The 16,073-nt window shown below is 66.2% G+C and carries 14 protein-coding genes; 9 read left to right on the forward strand and 5 right to left on the reverse strand.

The features are described from left to right. Positions 1-77: 77 nt before the first annotated feature. The 5 genes from ACODS4_RS09290 (at position 78) to ACODS4_RS09310 (ending at position 8,920) form a co-directional block, all read left to right on the forward strand. Positions 78-848 (forward strand): RNA methyltransferase, encoded by a 771-nt coding sequence (locus ACODS4_RS09290; protein ID WP_488862918.1) that lies wholly within the window; start codon positions 78-80, stop codon positions 846-848. A gap of 70 nt (positions 849-918) precedes the next feature. Next, complete coding sequence (locus ACODS4_RS09295) at positions 919-4,674, forward strand: response regulator (protein WP_488862920.1); 3,756 nt, start codon at positions 919-921, stop codon at positions 4,672-4,674. 8 nt (positions 4,675-4,682) lie between these two features. Continuing rightward, a complete protein-coding gene (locus tag ACODS4_RS09300) occupies positions 4,683-5,600 on the forward strand; it encodes a diguanylate cyclase (protein WP_488862922.1) in 918 nt (305 codons plus the stop codon). A 37-nt stretch (positions 5,601-5,637) separates the two neighbouring features. Beyond that, positions 5,638-6,795, forward strand: a complete 1,158-nt coding sequence (locus ACODS4_RS09305) for a molybdopterin-binding protein (RefSeq protein WP_488862924.1) — start codon at positions 5,638-5,640, stop codon at positions 6,793-6,795. A gap of 112 nt (positions 6,796-6,907) precedes the next feature. Next, a complete protein-coding gene (locus ACODS4_RS09310; RefSeq protein ID WP_488862926.1) occupies positions 6,908-8,920 on the forward strand; it encodes a molybdopterin biosynthesis protein in 2,013 nt (670 codons plus the stop codon). Between the two features lie 8 nt (positions 8,921-8,928). Here ACODS4_RS09310 and ACODS4_RS09315 read toward each other — a convergent pair whose 3' ends face one another. Beyond that, entirely contained in the window at positions 8,929-9,207 is a 279-nt protein-coding gene (locus ACODS4_RS09315) for a hypothetical protein (protein ID WP_488862928.1), read from the reverse strand. 152 nt (positions 9,208-9,359) lie between these two features. Between ACODS4_RS09315 and ACODS4_RS09320 the strand changes: the two genes are divergently transcribed. The 3 genes from ACODS4_RS09320 (at position 9,360) to ACODS4_RS09330 (ending at position 10,906) form a co-directional block, all read left to right on the forward strand. Next, positions 9,360-9,971 carry a LysE family translocator gene (locus ACODS4_RS09320; RefSeq protein ID WP_488862930.1) on the forward strand — a complete coding sequence of 204 codons (612 nt, stop codon included), beginning with the start codon at positions 9,360-9,362 and terminating at the stop codon, positions 9,969-9,971. Between the two features lie 100 nt (positions 9,972-10,071). Continuing rightward, positions 10,072-10,446 (forward strand): response regulator, encoded by a 375-nt coding sequence (locus ACODS4_RS09325; RefSeq protein ID WP_488862932.1) that lies wholly within the window; start codon positions 10,072-10,074, stop codon positions 10,444-10,446. Between the two features lie 97 nt (positions 10,447-10,543). Next, positions 10,544-10,906: a hypothetical protein gene (locus tag ACODS4_RS09330; RefSeq protein WP_488862934.1), complete on the forward strand. Its 363-nt coding sequence runs from the start codon at positions 10,544-10,546 to the stop codon at positions 10,904-10,906. Positions 10,907-11,022: 116 nt separating this feature from the next. On the opposite strand, the gene ACODS4_RS09335 is transcribed toward ACODS4_RS09330, so the two are convergent. Both ACODS4_RS09335 and ACODS4_RS09340 read right to left on the reverse strand, forming a co-directional pair. Beyond that, positions 11,023-11,490 (reverse strand): preQ0 transporter, encoded by a 468-nt coding sequence (locus tag ACODS4_RS09335; protein WP_488862936.1) that lies wholly within the window; start codon positions 11,488-11,490, stop codon positions 11,023-11,025. 160 nt (positions 11,491-11,650) lie between these two features. Beyond that, complete coding sequence (locus tag ACODS4_RS09340; RefSeq protein WP_488862938.1) at positions 11,651-13,288, reverse strand: HD domain-containing phosphohydrolase; 1,638 nt, start codon at positions 13,286-13,288, stop codon at positions 11,651-11,653. Here ACODS4_RS09340 and ACODS4_RS09345 point away from each other — a divergent pair. Continuing rightward, positions 13,287-13,451 (forward strand): hypothetical protein, encoded by a 165-nt coding sequence (locus tag ACODS4_RS09345; protein ID WP_488862940.1) that lies wholly within the window; start codon positions 13,287-13,289, stop codon positions 13,449-13,451. The genes ACODS4_RS09340 and ACODS4_RS09345 overlap by 2 nt on opposite strands. A 79-nt stretch (positions 13,452-13,530) precedes the next feature. Here ACODS4_RS09345 and rpsA read toward each other — a convergent pair whose 3' ends face one another. Next, positions 13,531-15,237 carry a 30S ribosomal protein S1 gene (gene rpsA / locus ACODS4_RS09350; protein WP_119830376.1) on the reverse strand — a complete coding sequence of 569 codons (1,707 nt, stop codon included), beginning with the start codon at positions 15,235-15,237 and terminating at the stop codon, positions 13,531-13,533. A 171-nt stretch (positions 15,238-15,408) separates the two neighbouring features. Beyond that, entirely contained in the window at positions 15,409-16,065 is a 657-nt protein-coding gene (gene cmk, locus ACODS4_RS09355; RefSeq protein ID WP_488863159.1) for a (d)CMP kinase, read from the reverse strand. Between the last annotated feature and the right edge of the window lie 8 nt (positions 16,066-16,073).

Raw genomic sequence — 16,073 nt, forward strand, 5'->3', positions numbered from 1 at the left:
CTGATTCCCTCTCCTGCGAAGCGGGGGAGGGTTAGGGAGGGGGCAGCGCTTTCCCGCAACCCTCACCGTCCGATCCGATGACCTCCGGCCAGAATCCCACCCTTCCGTCCGTTTTGGGCGGCCCGTCCATCATCCTGGTTCAGCCGCAGATGGGCGAGAACATCGGCGCCTGCGCGCGGGCCATGCTGAATTGCGGCCTGACCGACCTGCGTCTGGTCAAACCGCGCGACGGCTGGCCGAACGAGAAGGCCACGGCCAACGCGTCGGGCGCCGATCTCGTCATCGACAACGTCCGCCTGTTCGAGACCACGGCGGAGGCGGTCGCCGATCTTGAGGTGGTGTTCGCCACCACCGTGCGCACCCGCGACATGATCCAGCGCTTCGTCACCCCGCGCGTCGCGGCGGAGGAGATGCGGGCGCGTTACGCCGCCGGTCATCGCGTCGGCGTGCTGTTCGGGCCGGAGCGCACCGGACTGGTCAACGACGATCTGACCCTGGCCCAAACCCTCGTCACCGTGCCGTTGAACCCGTCCTTCGCCTCACTCAATCTGGCGCAGGCGGTTCTGCTGATCGGCTATGAGTGGTTCCAAACCGGCGATTTGCCGCCGGAGCGTTTCGTCCATTACGGCGCGACCCGGCCGGCGACCAAGGCGGAACTGGTCAATTATTTCGAGCATCTGGAAGGCGCGCTCGACCGCACCGGCTTCTTCACCAGCCCGGCGAAACGCCCGTCGATGATCCGCACCCTGCGCAACGCGCTGGAGCGGATGGAGATGACGGAGCAGGAGGTCCGCACCTTCCATGGCGTGATCGCCGCCCTGACCGGCAAGCGGAAAGGCGCGCCTTAACGCCGTCGTCCCGGCTATACTCGGCGTCCATGGAATAATTTCGGGGCGAAAAGCCCGATGGACTGCGGCGATGATGAACGACAGCACGACACAAACAAAGCCGATGGACCATTCGCCGTTTCGATCGCGTCGTCTGTTGCTCATCCTCTTCGCTTTGGCCGCTGTGGTTGGCGTTGGGTTGCGCGCCTATTACACATGGGTGGACCGAGAGGAAACGCTTCGTCATTCCGCAGAGCGGGCGCAAGGCGCGGCCCGGATCGTTCAGGAGCATGTGCGGCGGACGGTGGCGACCGGCGACCTGGCGTTGACCCGCGTCATCGACCAGGTTCGTCATTTTGGCATGGATGGTTTGTCGACGAATCGGACCCTGTGGCAGTCAATGCACCAGATGGTGGAAGATCTGCCGGAGATTTCAGCGGTCTGGATTCACGGTTCCGATGGCCGCAGTCTGTTGAGCAGCCGCCAATACCCGACTCCGCCAATTGACGTGTCGGATCGTCCTTATTTCTACGTCCATGTGGAAGGAGCGGATTTCCATGTTGGCGAACGCATCGTCGGTCGGCTGACCGGGCAAAAGTCGTTTACAATCAGCCGACGGATGATGGAGGAGGATCGTTTCCAGGGCGTGGTCCACGCCAACGTCGATCTTGATTACTATCGGCAGTTGTTTGAAAGCCTGAATCTGGGGGGTGGCTCCACCATCGCCTTGTACCGCACGGATGGCCGGGCGGTGTTGCGTTTCCCAGAGACTGAAGCGATGGAGGGAGAGGACGCGCGCGAAGCGCTGCGGCGGTCCACCTATTCCACAACCGAGACGTTCGAGGCGCCGGGGCCAGACGGTTCGCGGATCCTGTCCTATCAGCGCGTCCAGAATCTTCCTCTGATCGCCATCGTTGGTCTGTCCAAAACCACCGAATTGGCGGAGTGGGAGGGGCGCGCCATTCGCGGCGGCCTGTTCGTCGCCGTCGCCGTGCTGTGTTGCGCGGGATTGGTGGCCGCCGCCGTTCGCAGCTTGCAACGGGAAAGCGCTGGAAAGCGGCGGTTGGCGGAAACCAACGCCCATCTCGACGTCGCCGCCCGCCGTCTGGAGGAAGCCAACCGGGCCTTCGCCGGGGCGAACCGGCGGATGAATCTGATTCTGCACTCGGCGTCCGACAGCATTTGCGGCGTGAACCGAAACGGCCAAATTACCTTCGCCAACCCGGCGGCCAGCGCGCTGACGGGGTTTTCCAACGACGAATTGCTGGGCCGAAACCTGCACACGCTGATTCATCACACGCGATCCGATGGGACGCCCTATCCGTCGATCGAATGCCCGGTGACGGCGGTTCTGCACAGCGGCGAAACCCGCCGGGGCTTGGAAGACACCTATTGGACCAAGGATGGCAACGCGGTGCTGGTCGAGTTCACCGCCTCGCCGATGATGGAGGAGGGGCGGGTCGAAGGGGTGGTCGTGGTGTTCCATGAAATCGCCGAACGCAAACGGGCCGAGCAGGTGATGAACAACGCCCGGTTGGCCGCCGAGACGGCGAGCCGGGCCAAGACGGAATTTCTGGCCAACATGAGCCATGAAATCCGCACGCCGATGAACGCCATCCTTGGCCTGGTTCATCTGTTGCAGCAGACTGAATTGTCGCAGCGACAGACCGACTATCTGCGCAAATTGCGGGTGTCGGCGCAGTCATTGCTGGGCATCCTCAACGACATTCTGGATTTTTCAAAAGTTGAGGCTGGCCGGGTCGAGTTGGAGCAGGTCGATTTCCGTCTGGACGACCTGTTGCAAAATTTGTCGATCATCGTCGGCGCGGCGGCCCAGGAAAAGGACATCGAGGTTCTGTTTTCAGTGGCGCACGACGTGCCGCTCAACCTTGTCGGCGATCCGTTGCGGCTTCAGCAGGTGCTCATCAATCTGGCTGGCAACGCGATCAAATTCACCGACAAGGGCGAAGTGGTGGTGTCGGTGAACCTCCGCTCCCGCGCCGATGATCGGGTGGTTCTGGGTTTTTCGGTGCGCGACACCGGCATCGGCATCACGCCGGAACAGAAAGCGCGGTTGTTTCAGGCCTTCAGCCAAGGCGACAGCTCCACCACCCGGCGCTTTGGCGGGACCGGTCTAGGTCTGGCCATCTGCACCCGGTTGATTGGGCTGATGGGCGGGACGATGGATGTCGACAGCGTGGTCGGCGCGGGCAGCGATTTCCATTTTGAGGCGAGTTTCGGGCGCCGTGGCGAGGCGACGCCATCCCCCGCTTCGGTCGTCCGGCCCATGCCGCGCGACCTGTCGGTGTTGGTGGTGGACGATCACCCCACCGCGCGCGAGGTGCTTGCCGAAATCGCCCAAACCTTTGGCTGGTCGGCGACGCTGTGCGCCAGCGGACTCGCCGCGCTGTCGGAATTGGAACGGGCGGTTCGCGAGGGCCATCCCTATGATGTGGTGTTGATGGACTGGAAGATGCCGGAGATGGACGGGCTGGAGGTCGCCCGCCGCATCCGCGCGGGCGCCGCAGCCGGGGCGCCGATCATCATCGTCATCAGCGGCTATGGGCGCGAGCGCGTCGGTTCGCAGTTCGAGGACATCGGCGTCTCCGGCTTCCTGGTCAAGCCGGTCACAGCTTCGACCCTGCTGGACGCGGTGACGATGGCTTACGCCCGGAACGGCGGCGGCGCGGCTTTGCTGGAGCCTGTTTCCGAGGCCAAACCACAATCGGCGTTGTGCGGGCCGGGGTGGAGCGCCCGTCGGGCGCTGCGCGGTCGGCGGTTGTTGCTGGCCGAGGACAACGCCATCAGCCGGGATGTGGCGCGCGAGATTTTGGAGCGGGCGGGCGCCCGTGTGGACACCGCTGAAAACGGGCGGCAAGCGTTGGCGGCGATCCTGAGCAACCCGCAGAGTTTTGACGCGGTGTTGATGGACGTGCAAATGCCGGATATGGACGGGTTCGAGGCGACGGCGGCGATTCGCGCCCTTCCCGGCGCCGAGACGTTGCCGATCATCGCCATGACCGCCAGCGCTTTGCCCGCCGACCGCCAGCGATGCTTGGATCAGGGGATGAACGATCATGTGCCCAAGCCTTTCGACATCGATCAACTGTTCGACGTGCTGACCCGTTGGATCGGGCCGCCGCTGGTGTCTGCGGCGGGTGGGGGGCAGGGGGCCGCCGAGGCCGTTTCCGTTTCTTCAACCGGCTTCGCGGCGAATGGGCTGCCTGACCGTTTGCCGGGAATTGATCGGGAGGACGCGCTCAACCGTCTGGATGGCGATGTCGGTCTGCTGCGCCGGTTTGTGGCGAGCTTCGCCCAGAATTACAGCGGGGTGGCTGAAGGCGTCGCGGCGGCGCTGGACGCGGGCGATCTGCCGCGCGCCAAGGCGCTGGGGCATGAATTGAAAAGCGTGGCGGGGAACATCGGCGCCCGCCGCCTGTCAGCCGCCGCCGACGCGGTGCAGGTCGCCGCGCATTTGAATGACGCGGAGGGAATCGCGGCGCAGCTTCCAATCCTGCGCAGTGAATTGAAAGCTGTTCTTGAGTCGGCGAAGATCTTGGACGACGCGAAACTTTCGGATGCTGTTCCGTCACAAACATCAGAGATTATGATTGCCGACCGTGCTGTTTTGGAAACAGCGTTGTCGCGATTCGTTAGATTGTTGCAAGACAGTAACTTCGCAGCGGCTGAGGAGTTTGCTACAGTGTCTCCGCTGTTGACGAATGTGATCGACCCATCCGCAACGAAGGGACTGACCGCCGCCATCGACAGTCTGGACTTTCCAAAGGCGCTTGGCATCGTGCAGCGAATTGCGCGGGAGTTGGGCGTCCCTCTACCGACGGTCTGACATCGCCCATGGCCGAGACGCGCCCGAAAATTCTTGTCGTGGACGACATTCCGTCGAACGTCCATGTGCTCAGCCGGATTCTGAAAGACGATTACGACATCTATTTCGCCACCGATGGCGAAAAGGCGTTGGATCTGGTGCAGGCCCGGTTGCCCGATCTGGTTTTGCTCGACATCATGATGCCCGGCATGGACGGGTACGAGGTGTGCGCGCGCATCAAGGCCGACCCGGCCACCCACGACATTCCGGTCATCTTCATCTCGGCCAAGAGCGAGGTGGAGGATGAGACGCGGGGGTTGGAGGTCGGGGCCATCGACTTCATCACCAAGCCGATCAGCCCGCCCATCGTCAAGGCGCGGGTGCGCAACCATTTGCTGTTGAAGCGGCAAGCCGATCTGCTGCGCAGCCTGTCTTTCTTGGACGGTCTGACCGGCATCGCCAACCGCCGCCGTTTTGACGACACCATGGCGCGGGAATGGCGGCGCTGCGCGCGTTCGCATCAACCTTTGTCGCTGGTCATCCTCGACGTCGATCACTTCAAATCCTACAACGACCATTACGGGCATCAGGCGGGTGACGAATGCCTGCGCACGGTGGCGGCGGTGTTGGCGGATCAAGTGAAGCGGACCGGCGATCTGGTCGCCCGCTATGGCGGGGAGGAGTTCGTCTGTCTGCTGCCGGAAACCGACAATGACGGGGCGCTTCAGGTGGCGGAACGTTTGCGCGGCGCGGTGGTGGACTGCGCGATTCCCCATGATTTTTCGCCAGTGGCCTCACACGTGACCATCAGCTTGGGAGTCGCCACGGTGGCGCCGGTGGCGGACGCGTCGGCGGACACATTGACTCAGATGGCCGACCAATTGCTGTATCAGGCCAAGCGCGGCGGTCGGAACCGGGTGCAGGGCGTTCTGCTTCCGGCGCTTTGACGCCGACCGGGCGGGTCCACACAAGACGGGTTGGCCGATGAGCGGTTCCTTTTCCGACGTGCGCGGACGCGGGTTCAGCCGCCGCGTCTCCCTTTCCGTCGCTCAAGGCTGGGTCGATCAACGTTGCGCGGCGCGCCCGCCCGTCGTGACGCCGTTGGCGGAGGCCGTCGGGTTGCGGTTGGCCACGCCTTTCTGTGTTCCCAAAGACTGGCCTGATTGCGACCGCGCGGCGCGCGATGGCTTCGCATTGGCCGCCGTCGACAGTTTGGGGGCGGGATCCTACAACCCAATCGCCTTGCCGTTGGCGCGCGCCGTGTCGGCGGGCGATCCGCTTCCTCCTGGCGCCGACGCCGTCCTGCCTTTCGAGGCTGCGTCCAGCCAACAGGGCTGGGTCGAAGCGGTTGACGCCGTGGCCCCCGGCGCTGGGGTGGAGCGGCGCGGCGCGGCGGCGCAAGCCGGGGCGTCGCCGTTGCTGGCGACCGGGCGATTGTTGCGCCCGTCGGACATCGGGATGTTGGCCGCCTTCGGCGTCGAGAGCGTGATGGCGTCGCCGCCGCCGCGCGTGCGCATTCTGTTGGTTGGCGGCCCCCGCAGCGGGGCGGAGTGTTTGGGGGCGATGCTGGCGGCTCTGGTCCGGCGCGATGGCGGAGCGCCGGAGGTCGTCGGGCCGCTGCCCGCCGATCCGGCTTTGGCGGCGGCGTTGCGCGGGGTGGGGGCCGATTTGATTCTGACCGTCGGGCGGACCGGCGTCGGCGCCGACGACGTCGCGCCGTTGGCGTTGGCGCAGGCGGGAACCCTGGCGTCGCATGGCGTGGCCCTGAGACCGGGCGACAGCGCCGGGATGGGAGAGGTGGCGGCCGTTCCGGTGGTTTTGTTGCCCGGCGAACCAATGGCCTGTTGGACCGTCTATGAGATGTTGGGCGGGCGGGCGGTGCGTCGGATGGCGGGACGGCCCGAAGAAACGCCGCTCGCCGCCGTGACGGTCGTCACCGCGCGCAAGCTGGTGTCGGAGATTGGCTGCGTCGATCTTTATCGGGTCCGCTTCACCATCGATGGCCGGATCGAGCCGGTGGCTTCCTCGGCGATTCCCGGTCTGGCGGCGCTGGCGCGCGCCGATGGCTATGTCGTGATCGCCGCCGACAGCGAAGGCGTTCCAGCGGGCGCGACCGTGACCATGCGCCGTTTCGCGCCCTGAGTATGATGGTGCGGCGCGTGATGGCGCGGCGCCGGGCTGACCGCTGCGCGGCGGGACGGCTGTGCTACCATGCGCGTCCGTTGATTGAGATCCGAGTGACGAGGGCTTGCGCGTGCTGACTGAGGACATCCGCCGTTTCGTGGCCCAAGCCGCCCGTCAGGAGCAGTTTCTCGACGTGGTCAGCGGCGAGGAGGCGCGCGCGCGCTTTCACCGCCATCTGGACCTTTCCCCGCGTGGCGAGGAGCGGGTGACGCTGGCCGCCGCGCTGGGCCGGGTGCTGGCGGCGGATGTGACGGCTGGGGTCGATGTGCCGGGTTTTGACCGTTCGGTGGTGGACGGCTTTGCGTTGCGGGCCGCCGACACGGCTGGCGCGACGGAGGACGCGCCCGTCCTGCTGCGGTTGAATGGCGAGGTGCTCGCCGCCGGGCACGCGCCGACGCTGACGGTGGAGCCGGGAACCGCCACGGTGATCGCGACCGGCGGGATGATGCCGCGCGGGGCCGACGCGGTGGTGATGGTCGAGCACACCGAGCCGCTGGATGGCGAGCCGCTGGATGGCGAATCAACGGCGGGTGAAACCGGTCTGTTGGTCGCCCTGTCGAAACCGGCGACGTCCGGCGCCTTCGTCGCCGCCACCGGATCCGACATCGGGCGGGGCGAGGTGGTGTTGCGGCGGGGGCAGGCGTTGACCTCGCGCGAGATTGGCGTGTTGGCCGCCATCGGTTTGGCCGAGGTGGCGGTGTTTCGCCGCCCGCGCGTGGCCATCCTGTCCACCGGCGACGAGCTTGTGCCGCCCGGCCAGCCGATCCGGCCCGGCGCCGTGTATGATTCAAACGCCGCCATCCTCGCCGCCGCCGTCGCCGAATTGGGGTGCGAGCCGGTGCCTCTGGGCATCGCGGCGGACGACGACGACACGCTCGACCAACGGGTGGCGCAGGGGTTGGCCTGCGACGCGCTGCTGTTGTCGGGCGGCACCTCGAAAGGGGCGGGCGACCGCTCGCACAAGGTGGTGGCGCAACTGAAGGATCCCGGCATCGTCGCCCATGGCGTGGCGCTGAAGCCGGGCAAGCCGCTGTGTCTGGCGGTGACGGCGGGCAAGCCGGTGGTGGTGCTGCCGGGCTTCCCGACCTCGGCCATGTTCACCTTTCACAGCTTTGTCGCGCCGGTTCTGCGCGCGCTGGCCGGACTGCCGCCCGCCACGACCGAAGCGGTGTCCGCCACCTTGCCCGTCCGGCTGGGGTCGGAGCGCGGGCGCACCGAATATGTCATGGTCTCGCTGGTGCATGGCGCGGGACCGGCGGGAACGGCGGCGGGGGAGGGCGCGTTGGCCGCCTACCCGCTGTCCAAGGGGTCGGGGGCGGTGACGGCCTTCAGCCACGCCGATGGTTTTCTCGCCATCGACGCCCAAGCCGAAGCGGTGGAGGCCGGGACCCCGGTGTCGGTTCACCTGCTGGGCCGCGCGGTGGCCCCGGCGGAATTGATCGTCGTCGGCAGCCAATGCCTTGGGTTGAACGCTGTGCTGGGCCGCCTGATCGCCGAAGGCTTGACGGTGAAGGCGTTGAACGTCGGTTCGATGGGCGGGTTGGCGGCGGCGCGGCGCGGCGAGTGCGACGTGGCGCCGATCCACCTGATGGATCCGGCGACGGAACTCTACAACACCCCGTTTCTGACGCCGGGGCTGGAGCTTGTCACCGGCTATCGCCGCATGCAGGGCATCGTCTTCCGCTCTGGCGATCCGCGTTTCGAGGGAAAGACGACGGAAGCGGCGTTGGCTGGGGTGGCCGGGTTGGCCGACTGCATCCTCATCAACCGCAACGCGGGCAGCGGCACCCGCATTCTGACCGACCGTCTGCTGGGCGGGCTGCGTCCGACCGGCTATTGGACGCAGGCCAAATCGCACAACGCGGTGGCGGTGGCCGTGGCGCAGAGCCGGGCGGATTGGGGCGTGGCGATTTCCAGCGCGGCGACGCTGTATGGTTTGGGATTCCTGCCGCTGCGGGAGGAGCATTACGACTTTGTGATTCCCGCCGCCCGGCGTGATCGCCCGGCGGTTCAGCGCTTCATCGCCCTGATCGAGTCGGCGGAGGTGGTTGAAGCGCTGCGTGGGATGGGCTTTGCGCGCTGAACGCCCGGTCAGTGCGTCGTCTGGCCGGTTCCGCAAGAGCAGCCGCAACCACCCTCCGGCGCGTTCACCCGGATGGCGCCGCCCGCCGTCGCCAGCACGGCGGCCAGCGGCAAACCAACGGCGTCGGCCACCGCGCCCAGGCTGGCTTCGCCCGGCAGGGCTTGGGCGGGGCTGAACACCGGGTGCAACATCGCCAGACGCTGGCGCGCGGACGGATCCAGCCGGTCGAGCGTGGCGAGGCTGGTGTCGGCGGTCACGGCGGCGTTGGTTGTGGCGGCGTTGGTCATGGCGGTGGATCCGGGGTTGGCGTGGATGAGGGGGGAGCGCACAAAACGCCGCGACCGCAGCGCTGTCAAGGCTGACCGGCGCCGGTTGGGGCTGGACAGCGGGCCGCGTTCCAATCCAAGCTTTGGCCCCGCCGTCGTGAGAGGGACGTCCCATGAGCCTCGAATTTTTGCTGACATCCTTGATCGTCGCCGTGTCGCCCGGCACTGGGGTTTTGTTCACCCTGGCGGCGGGCCTGTCGCGGGGATCGCGGGCCAGCCTCATCGCCGCGTTCGGCTGCGCCATCGGGATTGTGCCGCACATGGCGGCGGCGATTTTGGGGGTGGCGGCGTTGTTGCACACCAGCGCGCTGGCCTTTCAGGCTTTGAAATATCTGGGCGTCCTCTATTTGCTGTATATGGCTTGGACGACCCTGAAGGATCACAGCGCGTTGACGGTCGAACCGGACCGCAGCCCGCGTTCGGCGGGGCAGGTGATCGTTTCGGCGATTCTCATCAACATCCTCAATCCAAAGCTGTCGATCTTCTTCCTGGCCTTTCTGCCGCAGTTCGTTCGTGACGACGCGGCCAGCCCGTTGGCTCAGATGCTGGAGTTGAGCGGCGTGTTCATGCTGATGACGTTTGTCGTCTTCGCCGGTTATGGGCTGTGCGCCGCCGCCGTCCGCGCCCATGTCGTTTCGCGTCCGCAACTGTTGGTCTGGCTGCGTCGGACCTTCGCGGGCGCTTTCGCCGCCTTGGGCGTCAAGCTGGCCTTCGCCGAACGCTGAATCTTTTGGAGCGAGCTGATATGCGGTCATTCCGGATTGGTTGTTTGCGTTCCGAATATTAAGCTCATCCGGTTTGGTTGTGTCGCAGGGGTAAGGGTGGATGGCGAAGGTTTTGGTGGTCGATGACGATTCGGTGTCGCGCAACCTCGTTCGCGCGATTCTGGCGAAGGACGGGCACGACATCACCGTTTGCGAGGGGGCCTTGCAAGCGATTGAGGCGCTGTCCTGCCGGGATTTCGACGTGATCGTCACCGACATCATCATGCCCGAACATGACGGGTTCGAGTTGATTCAGGCCGCCCGCAACCTGCGCCCGGACGCGCGGATCATTGTTTTGTCGGCGGTGGATGAAAAGGTTCCCGCGCATATGACCGCCGCCGTGTTTGAACGGCTGGGCGTGACGCGCGTGATCGCCAAGCCGATCAACCCGGCGCTTCTCGCCTCGGAGGTTTTGGCGGCGCACGTCATCGGTTGAGGCGGGGGCGGTTGAGGCGGGGCGGTTGAGGCGTCTGGCGGTGGCGGCGTCCCGGTGTCATGATGCGCGCCTCATCATTTCCGTGTGGAGACATCTCATGCGCACAATCGGCCTGCTGGCGATGGTCACGGTTCTGGCCATCGCTCCCTTGAGCGTTCAGGCGCAGACGGCGCCGGTCGCCCCCGCTCCTGCCGCGCCCGTGGCGGCTCCGGCCCCAGCGCCGACTCCCGCTCCGACTCCGGCGCCCGCTCCGGCGATGGCTCCGACTCCGGTCGCCGCCCCGACGGTGTTTGGTCTGCCGCCGGGGCAGGCGTTGGCGATTGGCGTCGGCATGGCGGCGGGCGGCGTTGGCGTCGGCGCGCTGGCGCACGGGCCATTCTCCACCCTCATCGGCGCGGCGGCGGGCGCGCTGATCGGCGATTGGTGGTACGCCACGAAGCCGACGCCCATGCATCGCTGAGCGGCGGCGGGCCAAGCCTGATTGGAAAAGCCACCTCCCTTACGGGGGAGGTGGGCGTTCCGTAGGTGTGGTGACGGCGTCTTCCCGCTCCTGTGGAACGGGGAAAGCCCGACGGGTCAGGCCGTCACCGGCGTCCGGCCATCGCGGGCGCGCATCAGCGCCCAGACCACCGACACGCCCAGCAGCTTCGACGCGAGGCTGGCGGCCCACACATTGGGTTCCCAGACGCCCAGCATGCCAAAGAACAGCGCGGTGTCGACCGGCACCGACAGGGCGGCGCTCAGCCACAGGCGATCCCGCAGCGGGCGCTTGGTGATGGTGAAGACCAGCCAGTCGATCATTTCCGACACGGCGAAGGCGGCGACGCTGGCGGTGGCGACGAAGGGATCGGCCAGCAGATAGGACAACACCGTTCCGGTGAGCATGGCGGCCAGCGCCCAGTGACCGAAACGGACCTGCACCATGTCGCGCAGGACAAACACCAAGCCGACCCAGCAGGACCAGACCAGATCCAGATGCGGGAACAGGCTGAACGCGTAGTTGATGGCGAGAATGCTGCCGATGTAGGCGGAAAGCCAGATCATGTCCAAGATCCTTGGAAGGGGCGACCCGTGGCGATACGGGCGCGGATGACCGGAGCAAACCCGCGTGAATGCGAGCGCCCCGAAGCCGCTTGTCCTAGCAGATTCGTTTTGCCGGTTGAAGGGGGGACCGCCGCGATTCAGGGATGAAAAGCGCGCGGTCTTACGGGGCGATGGCCCGGCGTCCGAACAGGTCGCGCAGCTTGCGGCCCAGCAAACCACCCAACACGCGCCGCCCGGCGCCGCTCTTGGGGAACCAGTCGGGTTCCGTGCTTTGCAGGCGGCGCGCCACGACAAGAAAAACATCGACCACGCGCGGGTCGAAATCCCGACCGGACCGTTCGACGATCCAGTCAATCGCCTGCTCAACCGACCACGCGCCGCGATAAGGCCGGGGGGTCGTCAACGCGTCGAACACGTCGGCCACGGCGGTGATGCGGGCGGCGATGGGAATGGCGTCGCCCGCCAACCCCTCCACATAGCCGGAGCCGTCGTAGCGTTCGTGGTGATACCGGGCGATGTCCGCCGCGATGGACAGCAGCGAGCGTTCGCGCAGCGGCGCGGCCACCGTGCTGAGAATGCGGTGGCCGATTTCGGTGTGGCGGCGGATCGCCACCAGATCGTTGCTGGCCAACTCCCCGGGCGTGCCCAGCGTTTCGTCCGACACGCTCAGCATGCCGACATCGTGCAGCAGAGCGGCCAGACCGATTTTTTCGACGCAATCGGCGTCCAACTCGTCGCCGAACTGGCCACGCTTGAGCAGCTCGCGCGCCATGTCGCCGACCAGCCGTTCGATCCGTTGCAGATGGCCGGGGGCGGCGTTGTCCTTGTATTCCGCCAACGACCCCATCGCCAGCACGGTGGCCTTCTGCGCGATGTTCAATTCCTCGAACAGCAGGGCGTTTTCAAAGGCGATGGAGCATTTGTTGCGGAACAGCTCCAACAATTGCCATTCGCGCGTGCCGCCGTCGTTGCGGCCTTCGACATAGATCATGCCGGTGACGCCGCCGTTGGCGCGCAGGCGCAGCGCGCAGAAATCCGGCTCGACGATGGTTTCGCTGCTGGGGGAGAGACGTTCCAACGCGGCTTCGATCCGCGCCTCGCCCAAGGACGACAGTTCGACGTCCTTCCAGGGGGCGAAGCGTCCGATGGAGGCGCGCACGCGGATCTTGCGGTCGCGCGGCTGGGTGTCGCCCTGGACGCACAGCAGGGCGTGACGCCCCATGCCCAGCAGCCCGACGACGCGCGGCAGGATGTTGGGAAACAGGGTCTCGGGCGTGCGCAGTTCCAGCAGGCCGGTGGTTGCGACCAGCATCCGGGCCAAGCCCTTGCGCCCCGCCGCCAGCGCCTGAAGGCTGGCGAAGGCGCGAAGCTGGCCGGTCACGGCGGTGCGCAAGGCGCGCGGCGACAGGTCGGCCTTGGCGCGATAGTCGCTGACGTCGGCGCCGCCGATCACCTCCTCCTCGCTGACGGCGTTGGGGTGGGCGGCGCAGACGACAATCCGGGTGCGCTGGTTGCCCAGATCGTTGCGGATGTGGGCGATCAGATCAAGACCGGCCCGGTCATGCTCCAGAACCAGCTCCAGCAGGATGACGGCGATTTCCGGATGATCGTACAGCGCCTGCCGGGCCTCGGCGGCGGAAACCGCGCCGATCAGGCGGACGCCGACGCCATCGACCGAGAGATTGGTCAAAGCCTCGCGCGCCAGGTTCAGCAGCGTCGGCGCCCCATCCACCACCAAAATGGAAAAGGGCGGGGTGGAAGGCGCGATCTCGTCTGACGGAACAGAGGCGTTGGGCATGGCGATCCCGATGGTTGCGCGTCAGCGTCACCCGCTGGTCAAAAAATACCCGCGCAACGTCGGACCTTCAACCATCATCGGTTTGGCCACGAAACATTTTCCCAACCGCCGAATCCTCAACAAAAAGGCCGCTTCCCCGGTTCAGGAAGCGGCCTTTTCTTAGAAATCACCGGGTCATCGACGCTTTGGCGCCGCCCCAACCCCGCCGAAACGGGGCTTGGACGGCGGTCAAAGCCGTTCGATCACTCGTCGTGCTGCTGCTTGCGCTTCAGCGCGGCGCCCAGGATGTCGCCCAGCGAGGCGCCCGAGTCCGACGAACCATATTCGGCCATCGCGGCCTTCTCTTCTTCCATCTCGCGCGCCTTGATGGACAGCGAGATGCGGCGCGAGCTGCGGTCGATCTGCGTGACCTTGGCGTCGATCTTTTCGCCGACGGCGAAACGCTCCGGACGCTGCTCCGAACGCTCGCGGGACAGGTCCGACTTGCGGATGAAGCCGGTGTAACCCTCGCCCACGGACACTTCGATGCCGCCGTCCGTGACCTGGGTCACGGTGCAGGTGACGACTTCGTTCTTCTTCAGACCGGCGGTGGCGGCCTCGAACGGATCGTTCGCGAGCTGCTTGATGCCGAGGCTGATGCGCTCCTTCTCGACGTCGACGTCGAGAACCTTGACCTTGACGCGGTCGCCCTTCTTGTACTCGGCGATCGCCTCTTCACCCGACTTGTTCCAGTCGAGATCCGACATGTGGACCATGCCGTCGATGTCGCCCGGCAGGCCAACGAACAGACCGAATTCGGTGATGTTCTTGACTTCGCCTTCCAGCTCGGTGCCCTGGCCGAACTTGTCCGTGAAGGTTTCCCACGGGTTGTCCAGGCACTGCTTGAGGCCGAGGCTGATGCGGCGCTTCTGCGGATCGACGTCCAGGACCATGACTTCGACTTCTTGCGAGGTCGAAACGATCTTGCCCGGATGGACGTTCTTCTTGGTCCACGACATTTCCGAGACGTGCACCAGACCCTCGATGCCCGGCTCCAGCTCCACGAAGGCGCCGTAGTCGGTGATGTTGGTGACGCGGCCCTTGAACTTGGCGCTGACCGGGTACTTGGCTTCGACGCCTTCCCACGGATCGGCTTCCAACTGCTTCATGCCGAGGCTGATGCGCTGGGTTTCCGGGTTGAAGCGGATGACCTGGACCGTGACGGTCTGGCCGATCTGCAAGGCTTCCGACGGGTGGTTGATGCGGCGCCACGCGATGTCGGTGACGTGCAGCAGGCCATCGACGCCACCCAGATCCACGAACGCGCCGTAGTCGGTGATGTTCTTGACCACGCCCTGGAGAATCTGGCCTTCCTTGAGGTTGGCCACCAGCTCCGAACGGGCCTCGGCGCGGCTCTCTTCGAGAACGGCGCGACGCGACACGACGATGTTGCCGCGCGAGCGGTCCATCTTGAGGATCTGGAAGGGCTGCGGCGTGCCCAGCAGCGGCGAAATGTCGCGCACCGGACGGATGTCGACCTGGCTGCCCGGCAGGAAGGCGACGGCGCCCGACAGGTCGACCGTGAAGCCGCCCTTGACGCGCCCGAAGATGACGCCGGTGACGCGGCTCTGGTCGGTGAAGGACTTCTCCAACAGCGCCCAGGCTTCTTCGCGCTTGGCCTTCTCACGGCTCAGCATCGCTTCGCCGTTTTTGTCTTCCATGCGCTCGAGGTAGACCTCGACCGTGTCGCCCGCCTTCAGCTCGGGAGCCTGCCCGGCGACGGCGAATTCCTTCAGCGCGACGCGGCCTTCCGACTTCAGGCCGACGTCGATCGTGACCATGTCGTTCTCGACGGCGACGACGCGTCCCTTGACGACGGTGCCTTCCAGCGAGTCGGCGGAGCCGAGCGACTCTTCCAACAGAGCCGCGAAGCTTTCCTTTTCGACCGTCCGGGCCAGTGCTTGTGCCATTGAAACTCCTAAAGGTGGCGCAAAAGCGATCCCGTTTCGACCATGCCCACGGCAAAATGGGTGTGGTCTCGACAAAACCGCCGCGCCGGGCACCACGCCCGGCGACTTGGTTGATGGTTTTCCGTGGAGAGCGTTCGACCCGCCCGCCCCGTGATCCGCCTGCCGACGGCGTTACGCCGCAGGCCGCAGTCCGGTTTTCGAGCCGATGTGATCGACCGCCCGCGCGAACACCTCGTCGGCGTCGAGAGCGGAGGTATCAAGCACAAAAGCGTCAACAGCCGGACGGAGCGGGGCCACCGCTCGCTGGCTGTCACGCGCATCACGAGTCTTCATGTCCTCCAGGACGTCGGACGGTATAGCCGGAATCCCCCGGCTCCGCAACTCCTTGAGTCGGCGTTCGGCCCGGACCTCCAGCGACGCGGTGACGAACAGCTTGGCGCTGGCGTCGGGGCAGACCACGGTGCCGATGTCGCGCCCGTCCAGCACGGATCCCGGCGCGCCGCCCGGCGGATGCTGGGTGAAACGGCGCTGGAAATCGAGCAGGGCGGCCCGCACCTCCGGCACCGCCGCGACCTTGCTGGCCGCCTGCGCCGCTTCGTCGGTGCGCAGCGCCACTTCGCGCAGGATCGGGTGGTCGGGGTCCAGCGCCAACGCGGCCCGCGCGGCGGCGGCGTTGTCGGCGGGATCGCCGCCCGCGCGCAGCACCGACAGGCCGACGGCGCGGTAGAGCACGCCGGTGTCGAGATGGGCGAAGCCGAAGGCGTCGGCGATGCGCTGGGACAGCGTCCCTTTGCCGCTGGCGGCGGGGCCGTCGATGGCGATGACGATGGGGGTGG

The organism is Azospirillum sp. FG154 (assembly GCF_057809575.1).

What these genes read in the sequence shown, in the direction of transcription:
- ACODS4_RS09290 (WP_488862918.1), top strand. Translation starts at nt 78, where the DNA reads ATGACCTCCGGCCAGAATCCCACCCTTCCGTCCGTTTTGGGCGGCCCG.
- ACODS4_RS09295 (WP_488862920.1), top strand. Translation starts at nt 919, where the DNA reads ATGATGAACGACAGCACGACACAAACAAAGCCGATGGACCATTCGCCG.
- ACODS4_RS09340 (WP_488862938.1), bottom strand. Translation starts at nt 13,288, where the DNA reads ATGCCCAACGCCTCTGTTCCGTCAGACGAGATCGCGCCTTCCACCCCG.
- ACODS4_RS09320 (WP_488862930.1), top strand. Translation starts at nt 9,360, where the DNA reads ATGAGCCTCGAATTTTTGCTGACATCCTTGATCGTCGCCGTGTCGCCC.
- ACODS4_RS09325 (WP_488862932.1), top strand. Translation starts at nt 10,072, where the DNA reads ATGGCGAAGGTTTTGGTGGTCGATGACGATTCGGTGTCGCGCAACCTC.
- ACODS4_RS09345 (WP_488862940.1), top strand. Translation starts at nt 13,287, where the DNA reads ATGGCGATCCCGATGGTTGCGCGTCAGCGTCACCCGCTGGTCAAAAAA.
- ACODS4_RS09305 (WP_488862924.1), top strand. Translation starts at nt 5,638, where the DNA reads ATGAGCGGTTCCTTTTCCGACGTGCGCGGACGCGGGTTCAGCCGCCGC.
- rpsA (WP_119830376.1), bottom strand. Translation starts at nt 15,237, where the DNA reads ATGGCACAAGCACTGGCCCGGACGGTCGAAAAGGAAAGCTTCGCGGCT.
- ACODS4_RS09335 (WP_488862936.1), bottom strand. Translation starts at nt 11,490, where the DNA reads ATGATCTGGCTTTCCGCCTACATCGGCAGCATTCTCGCCATCAACTAC.
- ACODS4_RS09300 (WP_488862922.1), top strand. Translation starts at nt 4,683, where the DNA reads ATGGCCGAGACGCGCCCGAAAATTCTTGTCGTGGACGACATTCCGTCG.
- ACODS4_RS09315 (WP_488862928.1), bottom strand. Translation starts at nt 9,207, where the DNA reads ATGACCAACGCCGCCACAACCAACGCCGCCGTGACCGCCGACACCAGC.
- ACODS4_RS09330 (WP_488862934.1), top strand. Translation starts at nt 10,544, where the DNA reads ATGCGCACAATCGGCCTGCTGGCGATGGTCACGGTTCTGGCCATCGCT.